This window comes from Nocardia sp. NPDC051321 (assembly GCF_044455225.1).
Lineage (GTDB): Bacteria > Actinomycetota > Actinomycetes > Mycobacteriales > Mycobacteriaceae > Nocardia.
This window is the reverse complement of the sequence record NZ_JBITEM010000009.1, coordinates 68,490-90,110: the sequence shown is the minus strand read 5'-3', so window position 1 is coordinate 90,110 and position 21,621 is coordinate 68,490. Positions and strand designations below refer to the sequence as shown.

General features: G+C 68.0%; 20 protein-coding genes. 7 read left to right on the top strand and 13 right to left on the bottom strand.

Annotated elements, in window-relative coordinates; translation table 11 throughout:
* Positions 1 to 126 precede the first annotated feature (126 nt).
* On the top strand, positions 127 to 1,467 hold the full coding sequence (locus tag ACIA8C_RS22310; protein WP_397137589.1) for an MFS transporter: 1,341 nt from the start codon (positions 127 to 129) through the stop codon (positions 1,465 to 1,467).
* Between the two features lie 69 nt (positions 1,468 to 1,536).
* On the opposite strand, the gene lipA is transcribed toward ACIA8C_RS22310, so the two are convergent.
* From lipA to sucB, 5 genes are all read right to left on the bottom strand, one after another.
* Complete coding sequence (gene lipA / locus ACIA8C_RS22305) at positions 1,537 to 2,553, bottom strand: lipoyl synthase (protein WP_387236046.1); 1,017 nt, start codon at positions 2,551 to 2,553, stop codon at positions 1,537 to 1,539.
* A 90-nt stretch (positions 2,554 to 2,643) separates the two neighbouring features.
* Positions 2,644 to 3,378, bottom strand: a complete 735-nt coding sequence (lipB, locus tag ACIA8C_RS22300) for a lipoyl(octanoyl) transferase LipB (protein ID WP_397137586.1) — start codon at positions 3,376 to 3,378, stop codon at positions 2,644 to 2,646.
* 168 nt (positions 3,379 to 3,546) lie between these two features.
* Positions 3,547 to 4,083 carry a GNAT family N-acetyltransferase gene (locus ACIA8C_RS22295; protein ID WP_397137584.1) on the bottom strand — a complete coding sequence of 179 codons (537 nt, stop codon included), beginning with the start codon at positions 4,081 to 4,083 and terminating at the stop codon, positions 3,547 to 3,549.
* Positions 4,080 to 4,988 carry a TIGR01777 family oxidoreductase gene (locus ACIA8C_RS22290; RefSeq protein ID WP_397137582.1) on the bottom strand — a complete coding sequence of 303 codons (909 nt, stop codon included), beginning with the start codon at positions 4,986 to 4,988 and terminating at the stop codon, positions 4,080 to 4,082. Before ACIA8C_RS22290 ends, ACIA8C_RS22295 begins: the two co-directional genes overlap by 4 nt.
* Positions 4,989 to 5,001: 13 nt before the next feature.
* Positions 5,002 to 6,792, bottom strand: coding sequence for a 2-oxoglutarate dehydrogenase, E2 component, dihydrolipoamide succinyltransferase (gene sucB / locus ACIA8C_RS22285; protein ID WP_397137580.1), 1,791 nt, complete (start codon positions 6,790 to 6,792; stop codon positions 5,002 to 5,004).
* A 261-nt stretch (positions 6,793 to 7,053) separates the two neighbouring features.
* Here sucB and ACIA8C_RS22280 point away from each other — a divergent pair, with 261 nt between their 5' ends.
* Complete coding sequence (locus ACIA8C_RS22280; protein WP_397137578.1) at positions 7,054 to 7,416, top strand: oxidoreductase; 363 nt, start codon at positions 7,054 to 7,056, stop codon at positions 7,414 to 7,416.
* A 310-nt stretch (positions 7,417 to 7,726) separates the two neighbouring features.
* Here ACIA8C_RS22280 and ACIA8C_RS22275 read toward each other — a convergent pair whose 3' ends face one another.
* Both ACIA8C_RS22275 and ACIA8C_RS22270 read right to left on the bottom strand, forming a co-directional pair.
* Positions 7,727 to 9,238 (bottom strand): leucyl aminopeptidase, encoded by a 1,512-nt coding sequence (locus ACIA8C_RS22275; protein WP_397137576.1) that lies wholly within the window; start codon positions 9,236 to 9,238, stop codon positions 7,727 to 7,729.
* Positions 9,235 to 10,026: a TetR/AcrR family transcriptional regulator C-terminal domain-containing protein gene (locus ACIA8C_RS22270; RefSeq protein WP_397137574.1), complete on the bottom strand. Its 792-nt coding sequence runs from the start codon at positions 10,024 to 10,026 to the stop codon at positions 9,235 to 9,237. Before ACIA8C_RS22270 ends, ACIA8C_RS22275 begins: the two co-directional genes overlap by 4 nt.
* A 109-nt stretch (positions 10,027 to 10,135) precedes the next feature.
* Between ACIA8C_RS22270 and ACIA8C_RS22265 the strand changes: the two genes are divergently transcribed.
* The 3 genes from ACIA8C_RS22265 to ACIA8C_RS22255 all read left to right on the top strand — a co-directional run bounded on the left by ACIA8C_RS22265 (position 10,136) and on the right by ACIA8C_RS22255 (position 13,911).
* On the top strand, positions 10,136 to 10,732 hold the full coding sequence (locus ACIA8C_RS22265; protein ID WP_397137572.1) for a GNAT family N-acetyltransferase: 597 nt from the start codon (positions 10,136 to 10,138) through the stop codon (positions 10,730 to 10,732).
* A 759-nt stretch (positions 10,733 to 11,491) separates the two neighbouring features.
* Positions 11,492 to 12,592 carry a glycine cleavage system aminomethyltransferase GcvT gene (gene gcvT / locus ACIA8C_RS22260; RefSeq protein ID WP_397137570.1) on the top strand — a complete coding sequence of 367 codons (1,101 nt, stop codon included), beginning with the start codon at positions 11,492 to 11,494 and terminating at the stop codon, positions 12,590 to 12,592.
* Positions 12,593 to 12,813: 221 nt separating this feature from the next.
* Entirely contained in the window at positions 12,814 to 13,911 is a 1,098-nt protein-coding gene (locus ACIA8C_RS22255) for a branched-chain amino acid aminotransferase (RefSeq protein WP_397137568.1), read from the top strand.
* Between the two features lie 107 nt (positions 13,912 to 14,018).
* Here the strand turns inward: ACIA8C_RS22255 and ACIA8C_RS22250 are convergent, their stop codons facing one another.
* Positions 14,019 to 14,732 carry an MBL fold metallo-hydrolase gene (locus ACIA8C_RS22250; protein WP_397137566.1) on the bottom strand — a complete coding sequence of 238 codons (714 nt, stop codon included), beginning with the start codon at positions 14,730 to 14,732 and terminating at the stop codon, positions 14,019 to 14,021.
* Positions 14,733 to 15,092: 360 nt separating this feature from the next.
* Here ACIA8C_RS22250 and ACIA8C_RS22245 point away from each other — a divergent pair, with 360 nt between their 5' ends.
* Entirely contained in the window at positions 15,093 to 16,346 is a 1,254-nt protein-coding gene (locus ACIA8C_RS22245; RefSeq protein WP_397137564.1) for an IS30 family transposase, read from the top strand.
* Between the two features lie 168 nt (positions 16,347 to 16,514).
* Here the strand turns inward: ACIA8C_RS22245 and ACIA8C_RS22240 are convergent, their stop codons facing one another.
* From ACIA8C_RS22240 to ACIA8C_RS22225, 4 genes are all read right to left on the bottom strand, one after another.
* A complete protein-coding gene (locus ACIA8C_RS22240; protein WP_397137562.1) occupies positions 16,515 to 17,261 on the bottom strand; it encodes an adenosylcobinamide-GDP ribazoletransferase in 747 nt (248 codons plus the stop codon).
* A gap of 82 nt (positions 17,262 to 17,343) precedes the next feature.
* Positions 17,344 to 18,510: a nicotinate-nucleotide--dimethylbenzimidazole phosphoribosyltransferase gene (gene cobT / locus ACIA8C_RS22235; protein WP_397137560.1), complete on the bottom strand. Its 1,167-nt coding sequence runs from the start codon at positions 18,508 to 18,510 to the stop codon at positions 17,344 to 17,346.
* 295 nt (positions 18,511 to 18,805) lie between these two features.
* Entirely contained in the window at positions 18,806 to 19,360 is a 555-nt protein-coding gene (gene cobU / locus ACIA8C_RS22230; protein ID WP_397137558.1) for a bifunctional adenosylcobinamide kinase/adenosylcobinamide-phosphate guanylyltransferase, read from the bottom strand.
* A gap of 145 nt (positions 19,361 to 19,505) precedes the next feature.
* A complete protein-coding gene (locus tag ACIA8C_RS22225) occupies positions 19,506 to 20,483 on the bottom strand; it encodes a helix-turn-helix domain-containing protein (RefSeq protein ID WP_397137556.1) in 978 nt (325 codons plus the stop codon).
* 85 nt (positions 20,484 to 20,568) lie between these two features.
* On the opposite strand from ACIA8C_RS22225, the gene ACIA8C_RS22220 reads away from it, so the two are divergent.
* The gene (locus ACIA8C_RS22220; protein WP_397137554.1) at positions 20,569 to 20,727 is read left to right on the top strand and encodes a hypothetical protein; all 159 of its coding nucleotides are present in this window, start codon (positions 20,569 to 20,571) and stop codon (positions 20,725 to 20,727) included.
* A gap of 175 nt (positions 20,728 to 20,902) precedes the next feature.
* Here ACIA8C_RS22220 and ACIA8C_RS22215 read toward each other — a convergent pair whose 3' ends face one another.
* Complete coding sequence (locus ACIA8C_RS22215; RefSeq protein ID WP_396990167.1) at positions 20,903 to 21,511, bottom strand: DUF3043 domain-containing protein; 609 nt, start codon at positions 21,509 to 21,511, stop codon at positions 20,903 to 20,905.
* Positions 21,512 to 21,621 lie beyond the last annotated feature (110 nt).

Sequence of the window (21,621 nt, the reverse complement as noted above, 5' to 3'; positions counted from 1 at the left end):
TGCAGTCCTGCTATGAATTACGTGTATTCGGCGGACTTACGAACGCGCTTCCGCGGCTGGGTTGCGACCTACCGACCCCCGGTTGGGGGCTTGACCGGCGGGCGTCCGCCGGGCGAGAGTGCGCGCATGGTTGTCACACAGGACGTGCCGCGCGCGACGCTGCGCAAGGTCACGCTTCGCCTGGTGCCGTTTCTCGGGCTGCTCTATTTCGTCAATTACCTGGATCGGGTCAATATCGGATTCGCCGGGCCCAGCGGGATGAAGGCCGATCTCGGGCTCACCGAGACGGCGTTCGGGTTCGCGTCCGGGATATTTTTCCTCGGCTATCTGGTGCTCGAGGTGCCGAGCAATCTGGCGCTGCACAAGTTCGGGGCGCGTCGCTGGATCGCCCGAATCCTGGCCAGCTGGGGGGTGATCGCGACCGCGATGGCGTTCGTGCCCAACGAAACCCTGCTGTACGTCCTGCGATTCGCGCTGGGCGTGGCGGAGGCGGGGTTCTTTCCCGGCATCCTGCTCTACCTGACGTATTGGTTCCCGCAGAAGCAGCGGGCGAAGTTCGTCGCGTTGTTCATGGTCGCCGTGCCGATCTCCACCGCGCTCGGCTCGACCATGTCGAGCCTGATCATCCAGTACGGGCACGGCGTGTTCGGGCTCAGCGGCTGGCGGTTCATGTTCCTCGTCGAAGGGGTGCCCGCGCTCTTGCTCGCGGTGGTGACCTGGTTCTTCCTCACCGACAGTCCCGCCCATGCGAAGTGGCTGACCAGCGCCGAACGCCAGTGGCTCAGTACCGAACTCGCCGCCGAGCAGGCCGAGGCGGAGAAGGGCGAACAGTGGACGTTGCGCAAGGCGCTCACCGATACCCGAATAATCGGCCTCGCCCTCGTTTACGGCGGCATCGTCTACGGGCTGTACGCGCTCGGCTTCTTCCTGCCGACGATCATCAACGGATTCCAGCAGCAATACGGGACGCACTACTCGGTGGTGCAGCGCGGCCTGATCAACGCGGTGCCCTACGTCATCGGGGCCGTCGTGATGATCTGGTGGAGCAGGCACGGCGACCGGACCGGCGAACGTCCCTGGCACGTAGCCCTTCCCGCGCTGCTCGGCGGCCTGGCCATCCCGGTGGCCCTCTACCTCGGAAATCCGATCGCCGCCATGACCGCCGTAACCGTCTGTGCCGTAGGCGTTCTCGCCGCACTGCCCACCTTCTGGGCCCTGCCAAGCGCGTTCCTCACCGGCGCCGCCGCCGCAGGCGGTATCGCGCTGATCAACTCGATCGGCAACATCAGCGGCTTCGCCGCGCCGTATATTACTGGCGGACTGAAGGATTGGACCGGAACGCAGCGTGCGGGACTGTGGGTGGTCGGGTTCTGCATGATCGGTTCCGCTATCGGCGCGCTGGTGCTGTGGAAACGGACCAGTGCTGGCGCACAAGACGATTCGGTCTCACTGCGGAAGCGGGCGTGACGGCCCGTATGCGCAAATGAATAGGTCCTCGCACATCCGTGGATGTGCGAGGACCTGAATCGAGCTTGGTCAGTTGCCGAAGCGAGCCAGGACGGACGAGGCTTCTTGGGAGGCCGCGCCGCCCTCGGCGAGATGCGCCATGGCGGGCGCGATCTCGCGGCCGTGGTGCGCCATCGCCTGGCTGTAGAGGCGACCCGCGCGGTAGGACGAGCGGACCAGCGGTCCGGCCATCACGCCAGCGAAGCCGATCTCCTCGGCCATCTTCGAATGGTCGACGAACTCCTGCGGCTTCACCCAGCGGTCCACCGGGTGGTGGCGGGGGGAGGGGCGCAGGTACTGGGTGATGGTGAGGATGTCGCAGCCCGCCTCGTGCAGGTCGCGCATCGCCTGGGTGACCTCTTCGGGGGTCTCGCCCATGCCGAGGATCAGGTTGGACTTGGTGACCAAGCCAGCCTCGCGCGCCGCGGTCAATACCGACAGCGAGCGCTCATAGCGGAAGGCGGGGCGGATGCGCTTGAAGATGCGCGGCACCGTTTCCAGGTTGTGCGCCAGCACCTCCGGGCGCGCGGAGAACACCTCGGCCAGCTGGTCGGGCACGGCGTTGAAGTCGGGGATGAGCAGCTCGACGCCGGTGCTCGGGTTGAGTTGCTTGATGGCGCGCACGGTTTCGGCGTAGAGCCAGGCGCCGCCGTCTTCCAGGTCGTCGCGGGCGACGCCGGTGATGGTCGAGTAGCGCAGACCCATCGCCTGCACGCTCTCGGCGACCCGGCGCGGCTCGTCCCGATCGAGTGCGGCCGGTTTGCCGGTGTCGATCTGGCAGAAGTCGCAGCGACGGGTGCACTGCTCGCCGCCGATCAGGAAGGTGGCCTCACGGTCCTCCCAGCATTCGAAGATGTTGGGACAGCCCGCCTCCTCACACACCGTGTGCAAGCCCTCGCGTTTGACCAGGCCCTTGAGCTCGGAATACTCCGGGCCCATCTTGGCCTTGGTACGAATCCATTGAGGTTTGCGCTCGATCGGGGTCTCCGCGTTGCGCGCCTCGATGCGTAGCAGTTTGCGTCCTGCCGGTGCTGAAGCTGAGGTCACTAGATCGACATTACGCCTACCGGATCAGGCGTTCGCGGCCCCTCCTGCTGGTGTGACGCGTGCTACAACGGCGCTGCCGGACGAAGTCCGTCAATCGCCCGCGCCGGGCCGGAGCGAAGCCGGAGGCAGCCGCGTATCGTGGGCGGTTACCGGCAGTTCGCCATTGAGCGCCTTGGCGATGGCGTCGGCGACGAGCGGCTTGGCCTCGGCCACCGTGAACTCGCGGCCCAGCTCGCGCGACAGCGTGGTGACGCCGGCGTCGCGGATGCCGCAGGGGATGATCGCCTGGAAGCCGTCCATGGCCGAATTGCAGTTGAGCGAGATGCCGTGCAGGGCAACGCCGCGCTGCACCCGCACGCCGATCGCGGCGATCTTGCGCTCGGCGAACGCGCCGGTCGCGGGCAGCCACACACCGGAGCGGCCGTCGATCCGGCCGCAGGTCAGGCCGAGGTCGGTGCAGACGGTGATGAGCGCTTCCTCGAGACGGCGCACGTAGTGCACGACGTCCACCGGCTCGGCGAGCCGCACGATCGGGTAACCGACCAGCTGGCCTGGCCCGTGCCAGGTGATCTTGCCGCCGCGATCCACCTCGACCACCGGGCTGCCGTCGATCGGCAGATCCTCGGCCTCGGTCCGCCGTCCCGCGGTGTAGACCGCGGGGTGCTCGAGCAGCAGCAGCCGATCGGATCCGTGACCGTCGGCCCGCTCCGCCGCGATGGTGCGCTGCAGTTCCCAGGCGCTGTGGTAGTCGATGAGTCCGAGATCCTCGACCACGATCGGGGTCGTATCGAATCGAGCGGACGCCGTGGTGCGCGTGTCGTTCACGCCCCCGACGCTACGCCGGACCGGTACTTCTATTCCAGCTGTGCTCTGTGGGGAGTGCCACAGGTTAGCCCACCCCCAAACGAATCCACATTCAGTGGCACATGGTGGCGGCAAAACGCGAGAAGCCCCGCCGTGGTGTGCCACTGAATGTGGATTCGCCGGGGAGGGCTAGTGGGCGTGGACGGGGAGGGTGAGTTGCATGAGGGTGAGGTTCATCCAGCGGCCGAATTTGTGGCCTACCTCGGGGAATTCGCCGATTATGCGGAAGCCGAAGCGTTCGTGTAGCTGGATGGAGCCGGTGTTGCCGGATTCGATGCCTGCGATGACGGCGTGCACGTGACCGGACTGCTTGGCCCGGTCGAGCAGCTCGGTGAGCAGGGCGGTGGCTATGCCACGACGCTGGAATCGGTCGTCGACGTATACCGAATTCTCCACGGTGAAGCGGTAACCCGCCTTCGGTCGCCACGGGCCGTAGCTGGCGTAGCCGGCGATCACGCCGTCGATCTCGGCGACCAGGATCGGCAGGCTCGCCGCGGTGCGCGCCTCGAACCAGGCGAGGCGTTCCTCGATGCCGACCTGCTCCAGATCCCAAATCGCGGTCGAGGTGGCGATATTCGCGTTGTGGATGTCGAGGATCGCGGACACGTCGTCGCGGTGCGCGTCCCGGATGAGCGTGGCGGGGCGGGTATCGAGCTGGTCGGTCATCGATCGTCTCCGGGTCGGCCCGCCGTCGCGGCCAATGCGGCGCCGATGGTCGGGTGCTGGAACTCGTAGCCCGCCTCCTCGAGGGCCGTGGGTATCGCTCGCGGTCCACGCAGGATCGCCTCCTGCGCGAACTCGCCGATGAGTGCCCGCAACGCGAACGCGGGAACCACCAGCGGGGTCGGCCGGTGCATGGAACGGCCGAGTGCGCGGCTGAACTCGGCGTTGGTGACCGGCGCGGGGCCGACGACATTGAGTGGCCCGGTGAGGGTTTCGGTGCCGAGGGCGAACAGGATCGCGCCGATCTCGTCGGCCAGGGAGATCCACGGCGTGTATTGCCGTCCGCTGCCGAGTCGTCCGCCGAGGCCGAGCGAATACAGCGGGTGCAACATGCTCATCAGCCCGCCGTGGCGGGACAGCACGACGGCACTGCGCAACAGCACCGTCCGCACCCCCGCGTCGGCGGCGGGCCGGGTCGCGGTCTCCCAGTCACGGCACAGCGTGGCGAGGAAACCCGAACCGGCGGGCGAGGTTTCGTCGACCACCCGGTCGCCGGTATCGCCGCCGTAGAAGTGCACGCCGCTCGCGTTCAACAGGGTCGGCACACTCGCCTTGACCACCGTGGCGGCCAGCACGTCGGTCGGGGTGATCCGGCTGTCCCGCAACTCCTGTTTGAAGCTGCCGTTCCAGCGGCGGCGCCCGATGCTCGCGCCGCACAGGTTGACCACCGCGTCCGCGCCGCGCAACGCCCGCTCATCGAGTTCGGCCCGGACCGGATCCCAGGTGAATTCGTCGGGCCCCGCCGCCCGCCTGCGAACCAGGCGGGCGACCTCGTGCCCGTCGCGGCGCAGGGCCGCGACGAGCGCTGTCCCGATCAACCCGGACGAACCGGCGATCACGACCTTCATGTGCACACGACGGCTAGAGACCGAGGTCGGCCTCGAACGCCGCCTCCTCGAGCCGGTGCCGGATCGTGGTGAGGAAGCGACCCGCGTCCGCGCCGTCGATCAGGCGGTGGTCGTAGGTGAGCGGCAGGTAGCACATCGAACGCACGCCGATGGATTCGTTGCCGGTGTCGTCCTTGACCACCACCGGGCGCTTGACGATCGCACCCGTGCCGAGCATGCCCGCCTGCGGCGGCAGCAGGATCGGGGTGTCGAACAGCGCGCCCTGGCTGCCGATGTTGGTGATGGTGAACGTGCCACCGGCCAGCTCGTCCGGCTTGAGGCCACCGTTGCGGGCGCGGTTGGCGATGTCGGCGATGGCGCGAGCCAGGCCGGCCAGCGACAGGTCGCTCGCGTTGTGGATCACCGGGGAGAGCAGACCCTGCTCGGTGTCGACGGCGATGCCGAGGTGCACCGCGGCGTGGTAGGTGACTTCCTTGGTCGAATCGTCGTAGCTGGCGTTGACGTTCGGGTGCACGCCGAGCGCCTCGACGACGGCCTTGGCGAAGAACGGCAGGAACGTCAGGTTGACGCCCTCGCGGTCCTTGAACGCCGCCTTGGCCTGGGCACGCAGCGCCGCGATCTTGCTCACGTCGGCCTCGTGCACCTGGGTCAGCTGTGCGGTGGTGCGCAGCGATTCCAGGGTCTTGGTCGCGGTGATCTGGCGGATGCGGTTCGCCTTCTGCACGGTGCCGCGCAGATGGGCCAGCTTCGCGCTCGCGGCCGCGGGGGCGGCCGGAGCCTTGGCCGCGGGCGCGGCGGCCGGTGCGGCGGCGGCCGGAGCCGGTGCCTTCTTGGCCTCCGCGGCGGCGAGCACATCCTGCTTGCGGATGCGTCCGCCGACACCGGAACCGGTGAGCGCGGACAGGTCGACGCCGTTCTCGTCGGCCAGCTTGCGAACGAGCGGGGTGACGTACGGGGTCGCGCCGTTACCGCTGGCATCCGACTCGGGAGCCTTGGCCGCGGCGGGCGCCGGAGCCTTGGGGGCGGGGGCCGCGGGCTTGGGGGCGGGGGCCGCGGGCTTGGGTTCCGGGGCGGGAGCCTGCTTCGGCGCGGGGGCCGCTTCCTGCTTGGGCTCGGGCTTGGGTTCCGGCTTCGGCTCGGGCTTCGGCGCAGGTGCCTGCTCGGCCTTGGCGGGGGAACCGCTGCCGATCACGCCGAGCTGTCCACCCACAGCGACGACATCGTCTTCCTGCGCGGTGATTTCGAGCAGCTTGCCCGCCACCGGCGAAGGGATTTCGGTGTCGACCTTGTCGGTGGAGACCTCGAGCAACGGCTCGTCTACGGCTACGTCGTCGCCGACGGCCTTGAGCCACCGGGTGACGGTGCCCTCGGTGACCGACTCGCCGAGTTCGGGCATCTTGACCGGGGTGCCGTCGCCGGAGGACGCGGGCGCGGCCTCGGCGGGGGCCTGTTCTTCCTGAGCGGCGGGCTCGGGCTCGGCGGCGGGGACTTCCTCGGCGGGAGTCTCCTGCGCGGGCGCGGCAGCGGCTTCGGGGGCGGGAGCCGAGCTCGGCTCGGGCGCCTCGCCGGCATCGCTGATCACGCCGAGTTCACCACCGACCTCGACCACATCATCTTCCTGGGCGACGATCTTCGACAGCACGCCCGCCTGCGGGGACGGGATCTCCGTGTCGACCTTGTCGGTGGAGACCTCGAGCAGCGGCTCGTCGACCTCGACCGTGTCTCCTTCCTGCTTCAGCCACCGGGTGACCGTTCCCTCGGTGACGCTCTCACCAAGAGCTGGCATCTGGACGGAGAAGGCCATGTCCTCTGACTCCTCTGACTGCTCGACGGGTTTCTACAACAGTTGATCTCTCAGCGGACCCCCGTCGCGGGTTGCGGCGCGAGTCCGAAAGCCACCGATCATTGTGCGTGGCACCGGAGATCTGTGTGGTTCTTGTACCGCGATCCATCCTTGCACTCGTCCGCTCGGCGCGTAGCACAAGGGCGGCGAACTTCACGGAGCTGGCAAGATAGAGGTACCGATGCGTGCGATGTATCGGGGTGGGAAAGGAGGTGCGCGTCGTTGGGTTTGCTGGATCGTTTCCGAGGCGGCGTGTCCCGGGGTGGTAGCGCGCTACGTGCGGGTTCGGGGGGTGGCGAGGACGCCCGGTATCTGGCCGAGTGGGTACGCGCCCACGTCGGCGTCGAAGGATATTTAGAGCCGAAAACGACGGTGACCGATGTCACTGTCGTGTTGATCGCCGCCGACGGTGAATGGACGCGCCGGATCGTCGGCGAGCGCGGGGCGCAGCGGATTGCCAAAGATTTGCGCATCCCCGTTTACGAGGTCGCCAAGACCGGATATCCGCAGCGGATGCGGGACTATGACGCGCGCAAGCGCATCGAGCGTCAACGGGCGTTCGAGGCCGATCTGCGCGATCTATAGCCGCTGGCTACCGTCGGGCGACCCGGTTTTGTGTCGCAGATGTCCCGATTTTGGGCGCCCGAATCGGGTGCGGATGCGGGCGAACCGGGCGGTTCGGGGACCGGTTGTCGTCGTCCGGGACTGGGTCCGCATCGTTGGTCGAGAGGGAACTGATGTTGGGCGATCATTGATCGAGAGGAACTGGTGTTGGGCGGCTCGGCCGTTAACCCGCACCAGTTCCCGTGATCATTTGTCCAGCTCTGCGGGGTCGTCGAGTCGTGTGACCAAGTGCGTCGGCCGGATTCAGGAGACTTCGGCCGACGCGCTCGGATCACTCTCCGGCGATGTCCTCGATGACCGCGATCAGCGTGCGGACCGGGACGCCGGTGCCGCCCTTGCCGATGTAGCCGAACGGGCCACCGGTGTTGTAGGCCGGGCCCGCCACGTCGAGGTGGGCCCACTGCACGCCCTCCGGCACGAACTCCTTCAGGAACAGTCCGGCCGAGAGCATGCCGCCCCAGCGGTGCGGTGCGACGTTGGCCAGGTCGGCGATCTTCGAGTTCAGGTCCGCGCGCAGTTCGGTGGGCAGCGGCATGGCCCAGCCGTTCTCGCCGATCTCCCTGGAGATCGCGGCGACCCGGTCGCGGAACTCCTCGGTACCCATCACGCCGGGGGTGCGGGTGCCGAGAGCCACCATCTGCGCGCCGGTCAGGGTGGCCACGTCGATCAGGTAGTCGGGCTCGTCCTCGCTTGCCCGCACGATCGCGTCGGCCAGGATCAGGCGGCCCTCGGCGTCGGTGTTGAGCACCTCGACGGTGGTGCCGCCGTACTGGGTGAGCACGTCACCGGGGCGCTGCGCGGTGGACGACGGCATGTTCTCCGCCATCGGCACGGTCGCGGTGACCGTGACCGGCAGGCTCAGCCGCGCGGCGAGCAGGACGGTGGCCACGACCGCGGCGGCACCGGCCATGTCCGAGGTCATGTTCTCCATGTTCTGCGCGGGCTTGATGGAGATACCGCCGGTGTCGAAGGTGATGCCCTTACCGACCAGCGCGACCTTCTTCGGCCCGCCCGGGTAGGTGATCCGCACCAGTCGTGGCGGCCGTGACGAGCCCTTGCCCACTCCGAGCACACCGCCGTAACCGCCTGCGTCCAACGCCTTTTCGTCGAGCACCTCGACAGCCAGGCCGGCCGCCTCCGCCAATTCCTGCGCGCGGGAGGCGAATTCGGCGGGGTAGAGGTGGCTCGGCGGGGTGTTGGTGAAATCCCGTGCGGTGGCGACGGCTTCGGCGATCAGCTGGGCGCGGAACAGCGGCTCCTCGCCGAATTCCGGCTCCGGAACCAGCAATTCGACCCTGGCCACCGGCTGCTCGTCCGGCTTCGGCGCGGACTTGCCCGACTTGAAGGGCGTAAAGGTGTACGCGCCCAAGTAGAAACCTTCGGCGGCGGCACCGATATCGATGCCGGACAACGTGGTCACCACGAGCTCGGTGCCGGACAGCGCGCGGGCCGCGACACCGGCCGAGCGACGGACCTGCTCGGCATCGATCTTCTCGGCGGCGCCGAGGCCGACCGCGAGCACGCTGGTCACCCCGTCCAGGCCGGCCGGGGCGGGCACCCTGGTGAGTTCCTCGGACTTGCCCTTCGCGCCGACCGCGCCGAGCTGATCGAGCAGTTCCGCACGGATCTCCGCGGTGAGCACGTCGCCGAACAGGTCCTCGGGCACGATGGCTGGGCCGTTCTCGGACGACGTCAATCCGAGCACGAGCACGTCGGTGTCGGCACTGATGGTCTGCGTGCGGGCGAGTTCCGGTCCTAGTGAACGATCTGCAACAGCGGTCATGGGCTCAGGCTACTGGGCAGTCTGATCGCGATTCCGTCGAGGAGCAGTGCGAGCCCGGCGTCGAGGATTCGGTCCAAGTCCAGGTCGGGGCCCGGCGGGCCATCCGAGAAGAGCCGATGCAGGACCGGTCGGACGGCCGGGTCGAGCAGCTCGGGAAGGTCGTCGGGCACGCCGGTGCCGCGCAGGCGATCGGCGCGTTCCGAATTCGTCAGCAAAGCCAGGCCCTGCACCAACCCGGAGAACGACAGATAGATCGCGAGCATCGACTCACGGGTCAGGCCGCGGTGGTCGAGCGCGGCGAAGGAGCGTTCCAGGATGTCGGCGAGCGCGGGACCGACCGGAGGGCGGGTGCGCGCCAGGATCGGCAGCATCCACGGGTGGCGCTGGTACAGCTGCCATTCCTCGTGCGCCTCGTAGCTGAGCCTGGCCCGCCAGTCGGCGAGTTCGGTTGCGGGCGGGCGGATTTCGGCGAGGACCAGTTCGGCCATGCCGTCCAGGAGCGCCTCGCGATCGGGGAAGTAGCGGTACAGGCCAGCGGTCGCCGCGCCGAGTTCGCTGGCCAGGCGGCGCATGGAAAGCCCGTCGATGCCGTCGCGATCGGCCAGGTCGACGGCGGCGCGCAAAATGCCGATCGCGGTCAGCCTGATCGGGCGCGCGGTGCGTGGCGCAGGGGTTACCTCGTCGCGGCGGGCCCGGTATGCGCGAGCCTGGCAGGCGCGTGAGCAGTACCGGCGTTTGCGGCCGCGCGACGGATGAGTGAGGGCGCCGCCGCAGCTTCCGCAGGCCATATCAGCTCCATTTCGACACACGAACAGGTGTGACGAAATAGTAGCTGTGTGACTCTGACCTGCCTACCTTTACGAGAGAGCACAGCGTTCACAACGAAAGGGTCAGCGGATGGAGATCACGGTTCGACAGGCGAGCACGCAGGATCGCGATGCGGTGATCGCGGCATTCGCGATCGCCAGCCCCGACGAGGTGGTGACGGCCTGGATACTCGAGGGACACCCGATCGAACAGTTCAGCGACCACTACGTCCCCGCGCTCATCGACCGCGCGCTGCGCGACGACGAGATCTGGATCGCCGGCACGGAATCGGAGATCTGGGCGATATCGATCTGGCAGCACGTGGAGTCGGCGGACCGCCTCGAGCGCGAGGCAGTCGAAGCCCGCGCGCTGGCCGAATCCGTCCCCGACGTCCGCGCCCTCCAGCGAGCGGCCGTAGTGAGCGACATACTCGAGCACTCCCACCCCCGCGAATTCCCGCACCGATATCTGCAAGTGATCGTCACCGTCCCCGAACACCGAGGCAAAGGCGCAGGCGCCGCCATCCTCGCCAACCAAACAAAAGCCGCTTCAGTCCCCGCCTACTTAGAAGCAAGCACCGACCGCTCCGCGCGCCTCTACACCCGCATGGGCTTCACCCAAACCGGCACCAACCACCATTTACCCGACGGCGGACCGACGTTGCGCCCCATGTGGTTCCGCGGCTAACCACCGCGTCCGGCGCCGCCGAACGGGACATGAGGGCGGCAAAGTACGAGTGCCGCCTCCGCCACGTCCCGTTCGACGGATGGCGAGTCGCCGATCGGGACTTGGTGGCGGCGAAGTGCGAGTGGTGCCGCCCTCATGTCCCGTCGGGCGAGGCGCATTGTCTCGGGCGGACACACGAGAGAGACCTGCAGTCCGACCGAGGCGGATGCGCCCGCCGGGAGGTAAGTCGCTCGAGCGGGACATGGCGGCGGCGGAATACGAGTGTCGCCGCCCTCATGTCCCGCTCGGTGAGGCTCATCGTCTGGGCTCGGCGCTCATGAGAGTGGCCGGATTCGACCGAGGCGGGGGAGTTGATGCGCTCGAACGGGACATGGTGGCGGCAAAGTGTGAGTGTCGCCGCCGTCATGTCCCGCTCGGTGAGGACTTGGGCGTGTCTGGCCGGTTCGGACTCGATGGGGGTGGGTCCGTTGGTTGCCGCCGGGGCGTGTGGTACACGGTGGCGGGACGTGTCGTGACGTCGGGTAGGCCGCTTGTCTGGGGGAGACGGCGCCATGATGGAGCGTGCTGGCGATCGAGAGTGCCGGATGTGCTCGCCGGGGCCGTTCGGCGTGGACCCACGGCACCTGCCGGCTCCGTGGGTCCACGAGGGGTGCCGGATTCTGGTGCCGAGAAGGGTGGGAGTGGTGGTCGTCTGGAGGGTCAGACGGTGGGTGGGAGGGAGCGGGCCCGGAGTCCGGGGTCGGCGGATAAGCTCGCCGGGTGACCGACTCGAACCTGCTGCAAGGTCCTATCCATGGTGTACACGTCGAGCTGGGGGCGACTTTCGCACCGTTCGGCGGGTGGGAGATGCCCGTCTCGTACGAGGGGACGGTGGCCGAACATCAGTCGGTCCGCACCACGGTCGGACTGTTCGACGTGAGCCACCTCGGCAAGGCGACGGTGCGCGGTGCGGGCGCGGCGGCCTTCGTGAATTCGGCGCTCACCAACGACCTCGGCCGGATCCGGCCTGGCAAGGCGCAGTACACGCTGTGCTGCACGCCGGAAGGTGGCGTGATCGACGACCTGATCGCCTACTACGTGAGCGACGACGAGATCTTCCTCGTCCCCAATGCCGCCAACACCGCGTCGGTGGTCGCGGAGCTGCAGAAGGTGGCGCCCGAGGGCATCACGGTGACCGACGAGCACCGGGAGTACGGCGTCTTCGCCGTGCAGGGCCCGCGCTCGGCCGAGGTGCTCGCCGCGCTCGGCCTGCCGACCGAGATGGAATACATGGCCTACGCCGACGCCGAATGGGACGGTCGCCCGGTGCGCGTGTGCCGCACCGGCTACACCGGTGAACACGGCTACGAGCTGCTGCCCCGCTGGGCCGATGCCGAGCCGCTGTTCCGCGCCCTCGTCGCGCAGGTGCGCGCCGCCGGCGGTCAGGCCGCCGGACTCGGCGCCCGCGACACCCTGCGCACCGAAATGGGCTACCCGCTGCACGGCCACGAACTGTCCCTGGAGATCTCCCCGGTCCAGGCCCGCACCGGCTGGGCCGTCGGCTGGAAGAAGCCGGAATTCTGGGGCAAAGCCGCACTGGAACAGGAGAAGTCGGCAGGTCCCCGCCGAACCCTGTTGGGCCTCAAGGCACTCGACCGCGGCGTCCTGCGCCAAGGCCAGAACGTCCTGCGCGACGGCGAGCCGGTCGGCGAAACCACCTCGGGCACCTTCTCACCCACCCTCAAGATCGGCATCGCCCTCGCCCTCCTCGACACCGAAGCAGGCATCGAACCCGGCACCGAGGTCGAGGTAGACGTCCGAGGCCGCAGCCTCCGCTGCGAGGTCATCCGCCCGCCGTTCGTGGAGACGAACACGAAGTAGGCTGCCGGTGGGGCGTGGCGCGACACGGCGTGTCGCGCTGCCGGTCGCGGCGTGGCGCGTGGCTGAGTGCGCAGGGTGCGTACTGTCCGGTGTGATTTCCTGGGACGAATTGGGGCGCGGGGTGCACATTGGTGCGCGAGTGGCTGGGGTGACGGGAAGTTCTGCGGTAGGAGGGGCAATCGGCCGCAAAGCTTGAAAGCGGCTTGGTTAGGATCAGGGCCATGACCGTTGCTGCACAGTTTGCCCGTGTCCCGCATCCCGCGCCCGCCCCGGCGCAGCGGGTACAAGAGGTACTGGCGGCGCCCGGGTTCGGGCGGTTCTTCACCGATCACATGGTCTCCATCGACTACACCGACGGCGAGTGGGCCAACGCGCGCGTCGAGCCGTACGGCCCGCTGGCCCTCGACCCCGCGACGATGGTCTTCCACTACGGCCAGGCCATCTTCGAGGGACTGAAGGCGTACCGGCACAGCGACGGCAGCGTCGCCTGCTTCCGCATCGACGCGAACGCCGCCCGGTTCCGCAGGTCCGCCCGCCGGATGGCGATGGCCGAACTGCCGGAGGAACTGTTCATCGAATCCGTGCGTCAGCTGCTCGAGGTAGACCGCGACTGGGTGCCCGCCGCGGGCGGCGAGGACTCGCTGTACCTGCGCCCCTTCATGTTCGCCACCGAGGCCGGGCTCGGCGTGAAGCCCGCCGCCGGCTACAAGTACCTGCTCATGGCGTCCCCGGCCGGCGCCTACTTCCCGCGCGGCGTGAAGCCGGTGCGGGTCTGGTTGTCGACCGAGTACGTGCGCGCCGCACCCGGCGGCACCGGCGAGGCCAAGGTCGCGGGCAACTACGCCGCGTCGCTGCTCGCGCAGGCCGAGGCGACGGAGAAGGGCTGCGATCAGGTGGTCTGGCTGGACGCGTGCGAGCGCCGCTACGTCGAGGAGATGGGCACCAACAACCTGTTCTTCGTCTTCGGTTCCGGCTCGGAAGCCCGCCTGGTCACCCCGGAGCTGTCCGGTTCGCTGCTGCCAGGCATCACCCGCGACTCGCTGCTCACCCTGGCCGCCGACTCGGGCTTCAAGGTCGAGGAGCGCAAGGTGTCGGTCGAGGAATGGCGCAAGGGTGCCGAATCCGGGGAAATCACCGAGGTTTTCGCGTGTGGCACCGCCGCGGTGATCACCCCCGTCGGCTGGGTCCGCTCCGCCGAGGGCGAGTTCACCATCGGCGGCGGCGAGCCCGGCGAGGTCACCATGGCGCTGCGCGACACCCTCACCGGCATCCAGCGCGGCACGTTCGCTGACATCCACGGGTGGATGCGCGGAATGTAGTCGGTTGAGTGGCACACCAGGCGGGGGTCTCGCGTTTCGCCGCCACGGTGTGCCACTCGAGTTCGTTGTCCGAGAGCGCGGTTCGCATCAGGCCCGCACCGCTCGATTCAGCTGGGCATGAATACGTGCCACTCGTCGAGGGTTTTGGGGCGCAGGACGTAGTTCTTGTCCCGGACAGTGGAGAGCGGGGCATAGGGCTGCTCCGAATACCAGTGCCCGGGGTAAACGACCGGGTCGCCGGATAATTCGGCTAAATAGCGCAGGCTGCGGAACATTTCGTCGGAGTCCCCGCCCGGGAAGTCGGTGCGGCCGCAGCCGTCGACGAACAGGGTGTCGCCCGCGATGAGCCGGTCGTCGAACAGGAAGCATTGGCTGCCGGGCGTGTGTCCTGGGGTGTGCAGCAATTCGATGTCGAAGGCGCCGACGCTGACCTTGTCACCGTGTTCGTGGCCGGTGAGTTCGCTCGGCGCGATGCCGGTGACATTGGCCACCCAGGAGAGCTCTTGAGCGTTGATATGCACTGGGACACTTGTCTTTTCGAGCAGTTCGCGCACCCCACCGAGGGTGAACCCGAGCATCGTTCCGCCCACATGGTCCGGATGGTGGTGCGTCGCGAGCACGCCGGTCAGCCGGAGCCCGTCGGCCTCGGCGATATCGACCAGATCACCCGCCGCGTACGCCGGATCGACCACCAAACACTCGCCGGTTTCCCGATCGCCGATCAGATACGCGAAATTCCGCATCTGCGTCGCAATCGGATCGCCGACGGCGTAGTCCCTCCCCGACAAGAGCTGGCGAAAATACAGGCGCTCAGAAGACATACCGCACACCTTATTGCCCGACCCAGACGATCCGCGCGCCGCAGCCGCAAATAGTTTGCTGCGCCGAACTTCTTACCCCGCAAACCTGGACATCCGCCCACCTGAACCTGACCAAGATCAACGCCGCCCGGTTGTGACATCGCCCAAACAGCCTTCGCCCCGATTGGTCGTCGGTCTTGCTACCCAAGAGTCCCGGCTGGGCGGAATCTCATCAAAGCAGCGGGCGACGTCCGCCGGGCCTGCGCGGATCCACATCGGAAAGACACCACCCCCGGCGAATCCACATTCAGTGGCACAACAGGGCGGGGCTTCTCGGGTGGATTCAAGTGGTGGATGCAACATCCTTGATCAGGAGTGTTGATGAATCATCTGCCGTTGAAGTCTGTCATGCGTCGTTTCTGGGATCTGATCGGTGAGGGTGCTTCGGTCGTGGCCGCGGGGGCTGAGTGTGGCGTGTCGGAGAATCAGGCCCGGCGGTGGGCGGCGGAGTCGGGTGGGTTGCGCCCGGAGTTCCCGGCCCCGGGTCCGCGGCGTCGTCCGCGGTTGAGTTTTGCTGAGCGCGAGGAGATCTCGGCTGGTGTGGCGGTCGGGGAGTCGATCAATTCGATAGCGCGGCGGTTGGATCGGGCGGCCTCGACGGTGATGCGCGAGATCGCCAGCAACGGTGGTGGCCAGGGCAGTATCGGCCGGTATCGGCGCCGCTACCGCATCGGCGCCGATAAGCGAGGCAACGAGGCGGTGATGAAATATCGGGCTAGCCTGGCCCAGCAACGCAGCGAGCGGCGTGCCCGGCGGGTGCGGGGTGGGAAGCTGGCAGCCAACCCGGACCTGCGGGAGATGGTGCAGCAGCGATTGACCCTCAAACACAGTCCCGAACAGATCACTGGGTGGCTGTGTGCCCAGTTCCCTGACCGACCGGAGATGCGGGTGTCACACGAAACAATCTACAAAGCGTTGTATGTCCAAGGCCGCGGTGAGTTGCGTCGTGAACTGGCCAAGGCCCTGCGCACCGGACGGGCGGTGCGCCGACCCCGCCGAAGCAGCGAAACCCGCAGCAGCCGAACCAAATTCGCCGGGATGGTCCTCATCAGCGACCGGCCCGCCGAGGTCGCCGACCGGGCCGTGGCCGGGCACTGGGAAGGCGATCTGATCATCGGCAAGGACCAGGCATCCCAGATCGGGACCCTGGTCGAACGCAGTACCGGGTTCGTGATGCTGCTGCACCTGCCCCACGACCGCAGCGCCGCGACCGTGGCCCAAGCCATGATCGAGAAAATGGGTCAGCTACCGGCCCAACTGCGCCGTTCCTTGACCTGGGACCAGGGCAGCGAGATGGCCCAGCACGCCAAAATCTCTTTGGCCACCGACCTCGATATCTACTTCTGCGACCCGCACTCACCCTGGCAGCGCGGCAGCAACGAAAACATCAACGGCCTTCTGCGCCAATACTTCCCCAAAGGCCAAGACCTCTCGATCTTCCCCGCCGACTACCTCGACTGGGTCGCCAACCAACTCAACACCCGCCCCCGCAAACGCTACGGCTACCGCACCCCCGCCCACATCCTGGACCAGCTACTGTCAAACCCCGACAACCCTGTTGCATCGACCCCTTGAACCCGCCTCGACGTTTGCCGCCACCACGTGCCACTGAATGTGGATTCGATTCGATCTGGTACGCGTGGACGTCGTTCTAGTGCTTACGTGGACGGATTTTCGACATGGTCGGGCGTATCGCGGGAGTGGGCGAGCTGGGCTGGCCATGTTGGCCGACGAGGTAGTGCTTCAGAGGCTGACGGACAGCGTGGCGGCCGTGAGGGAGACGGTGAGTTCGATGGCGGCGCCGAGGGGGTCGCCGGAGAGGCCGTCCAATCGGCGGACGCAGTGGCGGATGAGGATGGTCGAGGCGGCCAGGGCGATGAGGACGGCGAGCGGGCCTTGCCAAGGTGCGGGTGTGGCGAAGACGGCGGCGGCGAGGGCGGCGGCAGACCATGCCGCGGCGGTCAGCGGGTGCTGGGTACCCGCGACGAGCGCGCCGAAGTTGGCGTCGGGCGCGGCGTCGATTCCGTTGCGGCAGGCGAGAACTACTGCGACACGGCCGACGGTGACCGCGAGGGCGACGGCGAACCAGCGGTCCGCCTCGGCCAGCGCGGCGAACGAAAATGCTTGGACGCCAATGGAGAACACGATGGCGGTGACGCCGAAGGGGCCTGCGCCACCGCTCTTCATGATCTGCCTGGCCCGCTCGGGCGGCCCGTAACTGCCGAGCCCGTCCATCGTGTCGGCAAGCCCGTCCAGATGCATGCCCCGCGTGATCAACGCCAGCCCGCCGACCACCAGCAGCCCGGCAAGCACCGAACTCGCCCCCACCCAAACCAGCACCCACATCAGTCCGGCCGCTCCCGCCCCGAGCAGCCCACCTATTAACGGCGCCAACGCAATTGCTCGCCCTGCCCCTGCCCGATCCACACTCTCCGGTCCGCGCACCGGCAAGACGGTGAGCCAGGACACCGCTAGCCGCAGCCCGTTCATCCCTGTCGGCCCGAATTGAACCGCCCCGCAACGTCGTATCGTGACGTGTTCGGAAGCGCTTCGAGCGGCGACGGCCGTTCGCTCATTTCCGCAAGTCTGGCGCGGCCGGGGGAGTGTCGACGGTGGGCTCTGGGTTGTCTGCGGGGACAGTGAGTTCCGTGTTTTCGGCGGTGTCGGTGTCGGCGGTGCTGACGCCTGCTTCGGCGAAGGTGGACATCTCCGTGAGGGTGGCGACCGCGGCGCGCAGCATCGGCAGGGCGGTGAGGGCGCCGGACGCTTCACCGAGGCGCATGTTCAGATCGAGCAACGGCTCCAAACGCAGGCGCTGCAGAGCCAGGTGATGGGCCGGTTCGGTGGAGCGATGGCCCGCCAGCCACCAGGCCGAGGCACCGGCGGCGAGGTCCTCGGCGACCAGGGCGGCGGCGGTGACGACCACACCGTCGAGGATGACGGGCGTCCGGCGGGTAGCGGCTTGGGCTAGAAACGCGGCCATGGCGGCGAAATCGGCACCGGCCGCGACGCGCAACAGTTCGACCGGGTCCTTGGCGATCGGACGAGCCCGGCGCATGGTGTCGCGAATCGCGGCGACCTTGCGGGCCCAGCCCGCGTCATCGACGCCGGTGCCGCGGCCGACCGCTGCGACGGGTTCGGTGTCGGTGAGCGTCGCGATGAGGGCGGTGGCGGGGGTGGTGTTGCCGATGCCCATGTCGCCCGCGATGAGTACGTCGGCGCCCGCGTCGATCTCCTCGTCCGCGATCGCCTTGCCTGCGGCGAGTGCGGCCTCGACCTCTTCGGCGGTGAGCGCGTCCTCGCGGTCGATGGACCCGCTGGAGCGGCGCACCTTGTGTTTGGCGATGAGCGAATCGGTCTCGCCGTCGACGGAAATGTCGGCCACCCGAACGGTGGCGCCCGCGACAACGGCGAGAGCATTCACCGCCGCACCACCACCAAGGAAGTTCGCGACCATCTGCGCGGTGACCTCGCTCGGATACGCCGAAACCCCATGTCGCGCAACGCCATGATCCCCCGCGAACACCACCACCCTGGCCCGCTCGAACTGCTTCGGCGGGCACACACCCTGGCACGCCGCCACCCAGTTGCCCAGCTCCTCCAACCGCCCGAGCGCCCCACCGGGTTTGGTCAACTGCGCCTGCCGCTGCTCGGCCGCCGCCCGAACCTGTGCGTCAGGAGGCGTCACCGGTCCAAATCCGTGTGTCACTGTCGAGCCTTTCCGGTCAGGACGTTCCATGCATTCATCTGCCGCTCAATCTTGCCCGCCGCACCCATCACCCCGCACATCAGCCGCCCCAACCCGCCAATGCCCACCCACCCGCGCGCCGTCGCGGAGTAGTTCTGGCAACTCCTTCGCCAGCCGCTGGGACGTATCGATGGCGAACTAGTCCGCAGGTGGGATGAACGGGGTCGTGGTCCCGTCACACACGCGCTTGGTCCGTCGCGCACTGCTCAGCTGTTCAATCCTTATATGAAGGACGGAGCAGGTGCGAAGTGCTGACAGGTGCGGCGTATAGGGGGCGTAGGTCGGTTCACTTGAGGCGCAGGGGGAGTCCGGCTACGACGAGGAATGCTTCGTCGCAGGCTTGGGCGAGGCGTTGGTTCAGGGTGCCGATTTCGTCGCGGAACAGGCGGCCGGACCGAGTGGCGGGGACGATGCCCATGCCGACCTCGGGGCTCACGATGACCAGGCGCTGCGGGTAGGCGGCGACGGCGGCGACCAGAGCGTCGGCGTCGGGCGCGACAGTGCCGCGTGGGGATTCCCAGGCGTCGCGGGCGTCGATACGCGCGGTGAGCCAAGTGCCGATGTCATCGATGAGCGTGCTGCCCTCGGGTGCCGGAGCGCCGAGAACGGCTGCCGGGTCGGCACTTTCGAGCACGGTCCAGTCGGCGGGTCTGCGGTTGCGATGCATGGCTATGCGTTCGGCGAAGTCGAGGTCGGCGGGGTCGGGAATCGAGGTCGCGAGATAGCGGACCGGCCCAGGCCCCTCAGCGGCCAACTCTTCGGCATAGGCCGATTTACCGGACCGAGCGCCGCCGAGAACGAGGGTCCGGCGCGGCTCGGCAGACGAGACACTGTGCGACACGTCAGCACGGTATCAACCTCCGCCGAGCCGACCACGGTAGCGCGGGATCCGCGATCCGCCGGGCTCACGGATCCGCAGCGCTAATGGGAGCGGTCGCCGTCGCGAGATAACGGCCCGCGCGTTCTCGGGGCGCGGCCGGGACCTGTCAGGCGGGGGTGTCGACCACTTCCAACGTGGCGCCGAAGCGGCGGCGGTATTCGGTGGGGGCGATGCCGACGAGGCGTTGGAAGTGGTGGCGCAGGAGGGCGCCGGAGCCGAAACCTGCTCGGGCGGCGATCTGTTCGAGGCCGAGGTCGGTTTCCTCTAGCAGGTGTTTGGTCAGTAGGACGCGCTGGTTGGTCAGCCATTTCACCGGGGTGGTTCCGGTTTCGGCGGCGAAGCGGCGGGCGAAGGTGCGGGTGGACATGGTCGAGCGCGCGGCCAGCTCTTCGATGGTGTGCGGGAGGTCGAGGTTCTCGTTCATCCACTCCAGGGTCGGGATGAGGCTGTCGGAGGTGCAGGTGGCGACCGGCCGCTCGATGAACTGGCGTTGCCCGCCGTCGCGCTGGGGCGGTACGACCATTCGGCGCGCGATCGCGTTGGCTACCGCGCTGCCGAGTTCGCGGCGCACCAGATGCAGGCAGGCGTCGATGCCCGCGGCGGTGCCCGCGCTGGTGATCAGGTTGCCCGCGTCGACGAACAGCACGTCGGGGTCGACGGTCGCCTCGGGATACATCTCGGCGAGCTCGTCCACGTAGCTCCAGTGGGTGGTGCATTTGCGCCCGTCGAGCAGGCCGGCCGCGCCCGCGAGGAACGCGCCGGAGCAGACGGTCAGCACGATCGCCCCCGCGTCCGCGGCCGCCCGGACGGCGTCGATGATCCGTGGATCGAACCCGTTCTTCGACGAGGCCGCCGGAATGGCGACCAGATCGGCCTTCGCCAGCTCGTCGAGGCCGTACTCCGGCGTGACCGTGATGCCGGGCGTCCTGGAGTGCAGTGGCTTACCTGGCGTGGCGCTGCAGACCTTGAAGTCGAACGCGGGCAGCCCGTCGGCGGTCCGGTCCAGGCCGAAAACCTCACAGACCACCCCGAATTCGAACATGGCCATGTGGTCGGACAGCACGACCGCAACCTTCGACAGCATGCGTCCAGTCTAGTGGCTGGATCTTTACGAACTGTGTCAGTTCAGCCACTTTCGGCAGTAACTGGCCGAGGGCAAAATTACTGCCATGATTACTTTCCTGATCACCATGGCAGTCATCGTCACTTTCGCCGCGATGGTCGCGCACTACTCGGCACCCGCGGGCTCGTCCAACATCACCGATCGTGACATGCAGCGCATGCACGCCGACCTGTCGGCGATGCACGGCCGAACCACCAACATCTGACCTCATGTCCCCGCAACCGGCGGCGGCCCGGCTCGTGTCCACGAGCCGGGCCGCAATCATGTGCAGGGGATGCCGACGCACGGCCACGCCGATCAATCGTCCGACGGGGAACCGATCAGGCACCGGGCTAGAAAGGTGTCAACGGCGCTTAACGCCGATCGACCCCGGGGACGAGCTAGATCGCCTCGCCTGGGCGGACCCGTGGCTTCGGCGCCCGCATCTTGCGGATCTGCGACGCGCGCACGAACGCGTACCAACCGAGCTTGTACCCGCCGTCCTCGGTGTCCGGGAAACGCTCCCTGACCCGCCCGTTCACGATCCGGCCGAGCAGGAAGCCCTCGGCGATCATGAAGAACATCATCACCAGCATGGCCAGCGTGACGATGGTCTGCAGCGCGGGCGCCACGAACATCGACAGGATCAGCACCAGCGCCATCGGCATGAACAGGCCGACCAGGTTGCGCCGACCGTCCACGATGTCGCGGACGAACGCACGCACCGGCCCCTGATCACGCGGCAGCAGGTACTTGTCCTCGCCGGCGAGCATGCGCGTGCGCCGATCCTGGACGGCCGCCTTGCGCTCGGCGGAGGCTTGTTTGCGCTCCTCTTTGCTGCCGCGAGTGGCCTTGCGCCGGGCGCGGGCCTCCTTCGCGGTGAGCGGTGCTGGAGCGATCGGGCCGCGTCGCTTGCCTTGGGCGTCACGGCGTTTCGGAGTGGGACGGCCCTTGCCCGCGGTGGCGGTGACCGCTGTGCGAGTGGTGCCCGCGGTCGAGCCGCCGTCCACGACCGCCGTCTGATCGGCGGCCGCGTCGGTGGTGCTGGACTCGCCGCGACGGAACAATTTCACATCGACCAGGCTATTCGATGGAATACGCGGCGGGAAATGCGGTCCGA

Coding starts and splice junctions, on each gene's coding strand:
- ACIA8C_RS22310 (WP_397137589.1), top strand. CDS start 127: ATGGTTGTCACACAGGACGTGCCGCGCGCGACGCTGCGCAAGGTCACG.
- ACIA8C_RS22295 (WP_397137584.1), bottom strand. CDS start 4,083: ATGACCGACCAGCTCGATACCCGCCCCGCCACGCTCATCCGGGACGCG.
- ACIA8C_RS22290 (WP_397137582.1), bottom strand. CDS start 4,988: ATGAAGGTCGTGATCGCCGGTTCGTCCGGGTTGATCGGGACAGCGCTC.
- sucB (WP_397137580.1), bottom strand. CDS start 6,792: ATGGCCTTCTCCGTCCAGATGCCAGCTCTTGGTGAGAGCGTCACCGAG.
- ACIA8C_RS22275 (WP_397137576.1), bottom strand. CDS start 9,238: ATGACCGCTGTTGCAGATCGTTCACTAGGACCGGAACTCGCCCGCACG.
- ACIA8C_RS22270 (WP_397137574.1), bottom strand. CDS start 10,026: ATGGCCTGCGGAAGCTGCGGCGGCGCCCTCACTCATCCGTCGCGCGGC.
- ACIA8C_RS22265 (WP_397137572.1), top strand. CDS start 10,136: ATGGAGATCACGGTTCGACAGGCGAGCACGCAGGATCGCGATGCGGTG.
- ACIA8C_RS22255 (WP_397137568.1), top strand. CDS start 12,814: ATGACCGTTGCTGCACAGTTTGCCCGTGTCCCGCATCCCGCGCCCGCC.
- ACIA8C_RS22250 (WP_397137566.1), bottom strand. CDS start 14,732: ATGTCTTCTGAGCGCCTGTATTTTCGCCAGCTCTTGTCGGGGAGGGAC.
- ACIA8C_RS22245 (WP_397137564.1), top strand. CDS start 15,093: ATGAATCATCTGCCGTTGAAGTCTGTCATGCGTCGTTTCTGGGATCTG.
- ACIA8C_RS22240 (WP_397137562.1), bottom strand. CDS start 17,261: ATGAACGGGCTGCGGCTAGCGGTGTCCTGGCTCACCGTCTTGCCGGTG.
- cobT (WP_397137560.1), bottom strand. CDS start 18,510: ATGGAACGTCCTGACCGGAAAGGCTCGACAGTGACACACGGATTTGGA.
- ACIA8C_RS22225 (WP_397137556.1), bottom strand. CDS start 20,483: ATGCTGTCGAAGGTTGCGGTCGTGCTGTCCGACCACATGGCCATGTTC.
- ACIA8C_RS22220 (WP_397137554.1), top strand. CDS start 20,569: ATGATTACTTTCCTGATCACCATGGCAGTCATCGTCACTTTCGCCGCG.